10 protein-coding genes are annotated in these 8,512 nt (G+C 46.9%); 5 read left to right on the plus strand and 5 right to left on the minus strand.

The window, feature by feature from the left end:
- Positions 1-192 precede the first annotated feature (192 nt).
- Complete coding sequence (locus QUB52_RS22605; RefSeq protein WP_265239189.1) at positions 193-1,245, minus strand: Gfo/Idh/MocA family protein; 1,053 nt, start codon at positions 1,243-1,245, stop codon at positions 193-195.
- Positions 1,246-1,682: 437 nt separating this feature from the next.
- Between QUB52_RS22605 and QUB52_RS22610 the strand changes: the two genes are divergently transcribed.
- Positions 1,683-2,336, plus strand: coding sequence for a PEP-CTERM sorting domain-containing protein (locus tag QUB52_RS22610; RefSeq protein WP_332974830.1), 654 nt, complete (start codon positions 1,683-1,685; stop codon positions 2,334-2,336).
- A gap of 36 nt (positions 2,337-2,372) precedes the next feature.
- On the opposite strand, the gene QUB52_RS22615 is transcribed toward QUB52_RS22610, so the two are convergent.
- From QUB52_RS22615 to def, 3 genes are all read right to left on the minus strand, one after another.
- Positions 2,373-3,710 (minus strand): PrsW family glutamic-type intramembrane protease, encoded by a 1,338-nt coding sequence (locus QUB52_RS22615; protein WP_332974831.1) that lies wholly within the window; start codon positions 3,708-3,710, stop codon positions 2,373-2,375.
- Positions 3,711-4,055: 345 nt separating this feature from the next.
- Positions 4,056-4,256 carry a hypothetical protein gene (locus QUB52_RS22620; RefSeq protein ID WP_265239190.1) on the minus strand — a complete coding sequence of 67 codons (201 nt, stop codon included), beginning with the start codon at positions 4,254-4,256 and terminating at the stop codon, positions 4,056-4,058.
- Complete coding sequence (def, locus tag QUB52_RS22625; RefSeq protein ID WP_265239182.1) at positions 4,256-4,816, minus strand: peptide deformylase; 561 nt, start codon at positions 4,814-4,816, stop codon at positions 4,256-4,258. The genes QUB52_RS22620 and def overlap by 1 nt, the downstream gene beginning before the upstream one ends.
- A gap of 100 nt (positions 4,817-4,916) precedes the next feature.
- Between def and QUB52_RS22630 the strand changes: the two genes are divergently transcribed.
- Positions 4,917-5,429, plus strand: coding sequence for a DUF1648 domain-containing protein (locus tag QUB52_RS22630; protein WP_265239183.1), 513 nt, complete (start codon positions 4,917-4,919; stop codon positions 5,427-5,429).
- Positions 5,430-5,564: 135 nt separating this feature from the next.
- On the opposite strand, the gene QUB52_RS22635 is transcribed toward QUB52_RS22630, so the two are convergent.
- Complete coding sequence (locus tag QUB52_RS22635; RefSeq protein WP_265239184.1) at positions 5,565-6,020, minus strand: aspartyl protease; 456 nt, start codon at positions 6,018-6,020, stop codon at positions 5,565-5,567.
- Between the two features lie 119 nt (positions 6,021-6,139).
- Here QUB52_RS22635 and QUB52_RS22640 point away from each other — a divergent pair, with 119 nt between their 5' ends.
- From QUB52_RS22640 to QUB52_RS22650, 3 genes are all read left to right on the plus strand, one after another.
- Entirely contained in the window at positions 6,140-7,435 is a 1,296-nt protein-coding gene (locus tag QUB52_RS22640) for a pentapeptide repeat-containing protein (protein WP_265239185.1), read from the plus strand.
- 98 nt (positions 7,436-7,533) lie between these two features.
- Positions 7,534-7,836 carry a hypothetical protein gene (locus tag QUB52_RS22645; RefSeq protein ID WP_332974833.1) on the plus strand — a complete coding sequence of 101 codons (303 nt, stop codon included), beginning with the start codon at positions 7,534-7,536 and terminating at the stop codon, positions 7,834-7,836.
- Between the two features lie 200 nt (positions 7,837-8,036).
- A complete protein-coding gene (locus QUB52_RS22650) occupies positions 8,037-8,414 on the plus strand; it encodes a hypothetical protein (protein ID WP_332974835.1) in 378 nt (125 codons plus the stop codon).
- The last annotated feature ends 98 nt before the right edge of the window (positions 8,415-8,512 follow it).

Here is an 8,512-nt window from a genome sequence, read left to right on the forward strand (position 1 = left end):
CCGGCTTAGGTTGTGGAATTCAAAAAATTTAAACTTGAGTTCAAGTCCGCAGATTCATCTGTGGAGTCAAGCTAAAATCTCAAACCTCAAATCGACTCACATCGCATCCGGTTGCGCGGTAACAGTTACCTTTTCAACGAACAACAAACCAAAACTGTAAAAGCACCCGGAAACGACACAATTTTTCTCGATTTAGCTAACTTGCAAAGTAGACTCTAGCTCTTTGGGATACCAAGCTTGACCATCGAGAGCCATTTGCTCGATCGAACTTGCAAGCCGAAGAGCTTTGAGAGCTTGTTCTCCTCCCACAGAAGGCTGATTTCCACCCCGCACGCAATTAATAAAATGCTCCAATTCCGCGTGGAGCGGTTCAATATTGCTGGTGTAAACTTTCTCGATCAACCCATCTTGACGGTAAAGCACCTGACCGTAATCTGTCACGTAATTGGCGGTTGTTTGTCGGTGAATCAAGATTTCGTTGTTGAGAAAATCTGCCTCTGTCAAAGAATTCTTGCAGTGAGCGGCGATTGAACGGAGTTTGCGGTGTGTCACCTTGCTTGCTGTCAGGGTGGCCACAATGCCGTTAGCAAAGTTCAGCGTCGCTGTCACGTAGTCTAAATAACCTGAATCTGAGGCCCTGCTGCCGCTGGCTGTCAGCTTCACCACATGGGAATCTGCCAATTCCAGGAGCAAGTCGATGTCGTGGATCATTAAATCCAAAACTACCGATACGTCGTTTGCCCGATCGGAATATGGACTCATCCGGTGAGCTTCCAATGCCAGTAGCTCTTCAGTTTTCAGCACTTTGCCGAGTTCCTGAAAAGCTGGATTGAAGCGCTCGATGTGACCCACCTGCAAAATCCGGTGGGCTTCAGCAGCCGCATTGACCAAAGATTCGGCTTCAGCAATGCTAGCTGCGATCGGCTTTTCAATTAAAACGTGAACTCCCGCTTGGAGACAAGACATCCCCACAGCGTGGTGCAGGCGAGTTGGAACGGCGACGCAAACTGCATCTACGTGGGCGAGCAAATCTCGGTAGTCTTCAAAGAAGCGAACCCGGTATTTGCTTGCTACATCAATTCCCCGCTCTACATTTATATCTGAAACACCCACGAGTTCGATATCTTTTAGCAAGCTCAGAACTCGCGTGTGGTGCTGGCCCATATTGCCAACCCCAACTACCCCAATACGGAGGGGTTCAGGTTGACTTCGCTGGCCGAAAACATTTCCGTATCCCAATGACATCCTATCTAGCACTCCTGGATTCTCCTCCACCACAGGAATCAAGCCCGTTGGCTTCCCTAAGCTACTCACAGCCATCCAGATAGTACCACAGTCAAACTATTTGTGAAGAATTTCTAAGTTGGGCTGGGATTCTGGCCGTCAGCAATTACGCAGGCCCTACTCATGCACGAGAGCTGAATATTGCGGTATTTTTATTGGAAATTACGTATTGACAAATAAAGCTGAGTATGCTGCGGTCGATCGCCCGCAGCATCAAAACAACACAAACCAGGCGGCATATTTTTGCGGGACGGTCAAAAAATATCTGCTTTCTGCCCAAAAGTAATCGTTAAAAAGTAATTTGAACGTACAAAAATTTATGTTAAGAATAAGCTGAGTTACGGGCGATCGGTATCTAGAATTGAAAGTACACTTACGTAAAAGCTGATGAGGCGACTATGAGTCAAAAACAAAGGCAGAAATTGGGAAGTGCGATCGCCAGCACAATTTTAAGTTTGGCAGCGTTGTCATTGGCTGGAGTTGACAAAGCACAGGCTGCCGTCCTCACCTACAATTTTCAAGTGGAAGAGGGTGGAGGTAGTGGTTTTTTTAAGTTGAGTAATTCTTCACTGACAGGAATAGGACGTGAAGAACTTGCAGTTGGTGAGGGAAGATTTAACACTTTTGCCTCTGCCTCAAAAAACTACTACGATTTAGCAGGGGCTATAGCTTTATTTTTTCAAGGGGATTTTCGCGGACTGCAAACAGGCGACTACGAAAGAGAGATTAGAGAAATTGACCTTCCCGACGTACCAGGAGGGCCTTTTTACGTCAAATATGACAGCAGGGCATCTTGGTCTATAGTTAGCAACGGGGCGAGCAGTCTTGATATGTGGCCATCTTATTTCTCGGGGTATCGTGAGACACTAATTAGCAACAGGGAGCGTCATCTTGCCATAGACGGACGTACAATTATCAACGATGCGAAGGTTTCTTACACTCTAGTGGATACCGCACCCGAACCAGTTCCCGAACCTCTCACCGTTGGGGGGACAACTTTAGCATTGGCAGGTTTAAGCTGGTTAAAACACAAGCAAAAAATGGCAGCTTGACGTGCCCTGGTACCTCAACAATTAAGCAGTCAGCAGTCACTTTTCAGAAAATATGCGAGTAGCAAAATTTTGCTCTCGATTCGGAGACAGAGCCCTGGCTTTCAAAATCGCGGCTACCAAAAACGCATAGGACAAAACTCCCACTAAGGCCAGCAAAAGTACGCTGACTGCTCCCGACGCATTCCACAATGCGTGAAGTGCGGAGGCGCTAAAATAACCTACGCCCAAAATTTGCCAGCGCTTCCTGGGTTTGAGGGCGCTCAAACCGATAAAATATCCCAAATAACCGCTGTAAGCCATGTGTCCGGCGGCGGAACCTAAAATTCGGGGAATTAGCAATTGCAATCCTACTAATTGTCCGGCTTCTGGGCCTGCTTGCAGGGTGATATTTTGGATGATATTGGGAACGTACTGGCCGAGAGTTTCTAGTAGTGTAAAGCCCACTGCTGAGGCACTTCCTAACAGAATTCCGTCTAATGGTTCCCAAACGCCGATGCGATCGCGCCACGGATTTTTTAGTAAATTTCCCAGCAGCATCGCTCCCAAAACTGGCAGGGCTTTCAGTAATTCTTCCATCAGACCCGCCCCGAAGAACATTCTGATTAAAAAAGGTAAAAAACTGATTTGTTCGCCTTCTGCGGGCAAACGACCGGGCAAAATTTCTCTAAATACTAATATAAATCCCATCAATAAGGGGCTGCGCAATATCAGGACTGTTGCTAAAGCGGTACCGAGCAATACCCACCAAGGTTTGTGTTTGCCGCACAGTTGATAGATGAAGTAGTAAGCTGCACCGGCGAGGTAGGCTGACAGCAGGAAGTTGAAGGCTGCGGAATTTCCGACGGCGAGAAACATGGACACGACAAAAAGAACTGTCGCAATACCTGGATATAAGTATGCTTTTTGGCTTAATTGTTTTCCCGTGGAGGCGATCGGGAATAATTGAGTTAAAGTTAGAGCGTCCTTTTCGGGTGGATCAAAATTACCGACTTGGGCCTGGGAGAATCCGGGTTTATTTTGGTGAGGGGTTGCGGAAGATTCAAATATGAATTCAGGGCCGTCTTCACCGAGACTGATGCGATCGCCTGTTTGTAGAGTTTGGCAGCCTTCCAGCTTTTGACCGTTGATATAAGTTCCGTTAGCGCTGTTGAGGTCGCAAATTTGCCATCTCGTCCAATTACCCTGAGTCAGGGGACGGACTGCGGCGTGGCGGCGGGAAACCATGCCGTGGGCGATCGACTCTAAAGCTATTTGACAAGTGCGATCGCGTCCGATCGCCACTTCCCCATATTCAGAAAGTGGGTACTTGGACGCTGGCCCGGACGCAGCGCCTTGGGCGGGCACTTGTCGCAGAAATCCGATTTCATTAGTCATTAGTTATTAGTCATTAGTCATTAGTCATTGGTCATTAGTTATTAGTCATTAGTCATTAGTTATTAGTTATTAGTTATTAGCTGTTAGCTGATGTTATTGATCTGTCTTGACAACACAGTTATTAGTCATTTGTTCGCTGTTATGTGATGTTATTTATCCGCAATCTTGATTCGACAGTTATGAGATTTTAGATTCTGAATAATGATTCATGACTAATAACTAATAACTCATAACTCATAACTCATAACTCATAACTCATAACTCATAACTCATAACTCATAACTCATAACCAATGACCAATGACCAATGACCAATGACCAATGACCAATGACCAATGACTAATGATTATAGATTTGCTCTGGCATCCTGAACGGCTGCATAGAAAAATATGCCTGTGAGCGGTATGCTGAGGGCGAGAATGATGCCTGTGACTAAATTGCCGAGTTGAGCGTTTCCCGAAGATAGCTCAAAGATTGAGCCGACTGCGGCGATCGCAGTGATGCAACAAAGAGCTAACAATAAACCACTTTTCGGAGTTCCTGCCATCATACTGATTTTACTGCCTTGGGCGAAAATTTGTTCTTGACTAATTCTTCATTCAGTGCCAGCTTGTTGTCTACTCTGTCTACAAACAGCACTCCGTTGAGATGATCCATTTCGTGCTGAATTACTCTCGACAGTAACTCAGTTGCTTTCAGGGTTTGCGGGCGGCCGAATTCGTCGCGATATGACACTTCAATGACTTCTGGGCGTTTGACATCAAAATAGACTCCCGGAATGCTCAAACACCCTTCTTGCAAGATGCAGATATCGCCACTGCTACTTTTGATGGTGGGGTTGATCAAAACCATTGGCGGTGTGGCCAGATTTTCTGGGTCGCAGTCGATCACGATTACTTGTTTGTTGACTCCGACTTGGGGGGCTGCCAAACCGATGCCGTCGGCACTGTACATGGTTTGCAGCATTTCTCGGACTAACTGCCGAATTTCTGCATCGACGCTGTTAACGCGCTTTGCTGGCTGCCGCAGGACGCGATCGCCTAAAGTGTGTATTGTTAGAGGCGGTTTTTCTAACTTTTTCTTTTCCACCAAAACCTGAACCGTCATAAAACCTCGCGGATGTTTGGAAACCCCCCAACAAAAGCTGCTGGGGATAAAATTGGAACCAATACTATTATTTTCAATATTAGTCTAATTTCAGGTAGCCATGACTGGAAAAACACCAAACCAACGGCCTGTTATTTCTCTGGGGCTTTCGCCCGCTGATTTGGCGGTAGAGCTCGCGGGGGCGATCGCCATTTTAGTGTCGATTTTGCTGATTGTACAATTTTGGGCGGTTTTGCCCGATCGAATTCCGATTCACTTCGGCTTGGGGGGACAGCCTGATGCTTTGGGCGACAAGGTGATGATTTGGATGCTACCAGCAGTGGCTGCTATTATTTTTGTGGTTTTAACTGCGGTATCGCGCTATCCGCATACTTTTAACTATCCGGTACGGATTACTGAGCCAAATGCGCGCCGCCAATATCTCTTGGGGCGAAGCCTTTTAGTTTGGCTGAAGGCGGAGATTTGCTGGCTGTTTGCTTTTATAGTGCGGCAGCAAATTCTTGTGGCTTTGGGCAATGCTCAAAGGTTTAGTATAGAGTTGGTTTTTGGGATAATTTTTTTGATATTTGCGACGGTTGGCGTGTATTTTGTGAGAGCTTATTTGGCTCGCTAGATGTAGGTGAAAAACTTTCATATAAATCGTCAAAAGCGTTTTTTATAAGTGCGAGCCTCTCGCTCGCTTACACATAGCGAGCGAGAGGCTCGCACTCCCTGTAAATGCTCTCACAGAGATGCTCCCAACCTTTGGCTAAGCCATGAGATATGTTTGTTGATTGTTCATCGGCAATACTCGCAACCGTCGATTTTTCAAATCTGGTTCTAAGCCTAGTTCTTCCATTGGAGTCACGCCCAGCAAAACAGCGGAAACGCCTTGGGGCAATTCTAAACAATCAAATCTGCCTTCTCTACCTTCTACAATAATTTGAGCGCCTGCAAAAATCCGACCTTTTTTGATGCCAGCCGATGTTTCTACATCTCTTTCTCCTACTTGTCTTAAACCAAGTTGGCTAATAATATGAGCTGGCAAAGAAAGCAGAGTTGCTCCGGTATCGACAAGAACGTTGTCGCTCACCGCAGAACGAACTTCATCGGTAGAAATGAATCCCCGTTCGGCCATAACTAGATCGATGAAATTCGTGACGGTGATTGTAGTAATTACTTGACCCATTTGTTTTCCTTGAAGATTAGGGAGTACCAGGGTCATGTTATTTTACCTCTTTGAGTGTAATTACTGGATATTTCTATTGTAATGCTATCTAGAATCGTGCTTCATTGGTTAAAATCGTTTTAGCGATCGCCCAAAATTAGAATTTGCCTCAACGCATGACACCAGAACAAAACTCTTCTCAACCCAATCCTCCCGATTCCAACGTGACTGTAGAAAGTCCTAACGGTGCGAGTCCTGCTGTCCCACCAGAATCAGCAACAATCGTTGCTACTGCTGAACCGACAAAACCGCTGCCTCCGCGTCCAACAAGCCCAAGGGTTTTTGCGCCGTTGCAGCCACCACAAACGAATGCTGAGATGTCGGGATCGCTGTTGATATTGGGATCGATCGCAGCAATGATTATAGGGCTAGCCATCGACATCGTGTGGCTCGGTTTGTTGGGTGCGATTTTGGCGATCGCGATCGCCCTGCGGATCATGTGGCCCAATTGGGGCAAAATCTGGACGCAGGTAATCCCTCCGACTTGGCGCACCCTGATCGTCTCTAGCTTTGGGCTGTTGGCGGGAACAGTTGGCTTGCTGATACTCAGCGGGGCTAACGGTGAACTGGGAAGCCGCAATATCAAGATTAACTGGGATGCGGTGGGAGCAGTAGGCGAAGTCATCGGCGCTTTGGGTCAAATTTTGATCGCGATTTTGGGCGTTTACGTGGCTTGGCGGCAGTACGTAATCTCGAAGGATTTGACGATTCAGCAAAATCGCATTACGCAGCAGCAAACTATTGATGCTTATTTTCAAGGGGTTTCTGATTTAGCCCTTGATGAACAAGGGTTTTTGGAAGATTGGCCACAGGAAAGGGCGATCGCCGAAGGCCGCACCGCTGCGATTATGAGCAGTGTGGATGCTGAAGGTAAGGCTAAAATTCTGCGGTTTTTGTCGCAGTCGAGACTGGTTACTCCTCTGAAGCGCGATCGGCTTTTAGGCCGCCCCATCCTTGACGGCGACGGCGGCTACGCTGAAGATAGAGATTACGGTATCCGCGTTATCGATCTGAATGTCATGTTAGCGGGTGCTGACATGGCTGGCACCGATTTGCGGTGGACGGAGTTGAGTGAAGCCAACCTCGTCCGGGCGAATCTCAGCAAGTGCGATTTAGTCAAAGCAAACCTCTCCCGCGCTATCCTGTACGACGCGAATCTCACTCGCGCTGACATGAGAGCAGCGATATTATTCTACGGCTCGGTCGAAACTGCTTCTCCCCGCAGCCGCACGGAATTTCCCAACTATCAAACGGGTGAACATACCGGCGCTGTGGTTGAACGTGCAGATTTTACCGCTGTCAAGCGACTGTCGGACGAGCAACGACACTACTGTTGCTCTTGGTGTGGCTCGAAGTCGAGAGAGACTATTCCCGGCGGCTGCGAAGGGATTCCCAATAAGCTCGGACGTTAAAATTAGCAGTACCGCTGTACTTACGTATATATTTGACGATCGCGAGCGCAGCGGACTATGGTGTAATTTTCAATCAACAGTTTTGCGCTGTTTTAGCCATGAGCAATACTGATTTACCGCTGGTTTATTCGTGGTCAATTTTGGGTTTTGTGAATGGCTTTCTTCCCAAAAGTGTGTGGGAGTTGTTCTCCCATTGGGACGGCAAATGGTACACCCAAATCGCTACTCTAGGCTACAGCTACGCCGATGACGGACAACAGCATTCTGTTGCATTCTATCCGCTGTTTCCCTTGCTACTTGGGGGGATGATGACCCTCGGAATGCGAGCCAACGCAGCAGGGGTATTAATCAACTCTTTTGCATTTTTGGGTGCATTAGTGATAGTCTACTTTTGGGTATAACAGCGATACGATATTTCCCACGCTGCCTGAAAAAAGTCTCTTTCGCACAGCATAGCGTAGCGATAGGTTGCTTCTAATTCCGGGTAGAAGTTCAGGGGCTGACAGGTGTAGGTTTTTTACGAGGGGGTAGTATAAAATCAATTAAACCAGGCGAAAATAAGGGTGATTCAACGAAACACGTGGCTGCGGGAAAAACCTCAATGCTGAAAAATAAGCATCTCAAGGATTGGTCATGTATTGTCTCCAAACAAATGGCTCACCTGTCAATACCTCAAGCGATTGGGTTAGCGACTTGGAGTTTTGGCGTAGTGATGACCAAATCCAGCAGTTTAACCCAAGTTTCGCAGTTGAGCGCTGACATTAACGAAGAAAAGCCGAATACAGTCCGTCAGCGATTAAAAGAATGGTATCAAGAAGCCCCAGCTAAAAAAGGACAAAAGCGTCGTGATTTCGATGTGAGTAGTTGTTTTGCTCCATTACTGTTGTGGGTGCTAAGTTTACTGCCAAAAAATGTTGAGGACATTGCCTTGGCATTGGATGCCACTAGCATCGGGATAAATTTACAGTTCTGTCGATGAACATCTTATTGGGTGGGTCGGCAGGGCGAACGCATCTAAATTTTATGTTAGCAGAACCTGGTATATTGGAGAATGATTATTGAGTGCCTACCAAATAT

Origin of the sequence: Microcoleus sp. A6-C6 (assembly GCF_036705955.1) — a bacterium.
Taxonomy (GTDB): domain Bacteria; phylum Cyanobacteriota; class Cyanobacteriia; order Cyanobacteriales; family Microcoleaceae; genus Microcoleus.

Bases quoted from the DNA above. Each gene is read 5' to 3' on its own strand.
- QUB52_RS22605 (WP_265239189.1), bottom strand. From the start codon at position 1,245: ATGTCATTGGGATACGGAAATGTTTTCGGCCAGCGAAGTCAACCTGAA.
- QUB52_RS22610 (WP_332974830.1), top strand. From the start codon at position 1,683: ATGAGTCAAAAACAAAGGCAGAAATTGGGAAGTGCGATCGCCAGCACA.
- QUB52_RS22615 (WP_332974831.1), bottom strand. From the start codon at position 3,710: ATGACTAATGAAATCGGATTTCTGCGACAAGTGCCCGCCCAAGGCGCT.
- QUB52_RS22620 (WP_265239190.1), bottom strand. From the start codon at position 4,256: ATGGCAGGAACTCCGAAAAGTGGTTTATTGTTAGCTCTTTGTTGCATC.
- def (WP_265239182.1), bottom strand. From the start codon at position 4,816: ATGACGGTTCAGGTTTTGGTGGAAAAGAAAAAGTTAGAAAAACCGCCT.
- QUB52_RS22630 (WP_265239183.1), top strand. From the start codon at position 4,917: ATGACTGGAAAAACACCAAACCAACGGCCTGTTATTTCTCTGGGGCTT.
- QUB52_RS22635 (WP_265239184.1), bottom strand. From the start codon at position 6,020: ATGACCCTGGTACTCCCTAATCTTCAAGGAAAACAAATGGGTCAAGTA.
- QUB52_RS22640 (WP_265239185.1), top strand. From the start codon at position 6,140: ATGACACCAGAACAAAACTCTTCTCAACCCAATCCTCCCGATTCCAAC.
- QUB52_RS22645 (WP_332974833.1), top strand. From the start codon at position 7,534: ATGAGCAATACTGATTTACCGCTGGTTTATTCGTGGTCAATTTTGGGT.
- QUB52_RS22650 (WP_332974835.1), top strand. From the start codon at position 8,037: ATGCTGAAAAATAAGCATCTCAAGGATTGGTCATGTATTGTCTCCAAA.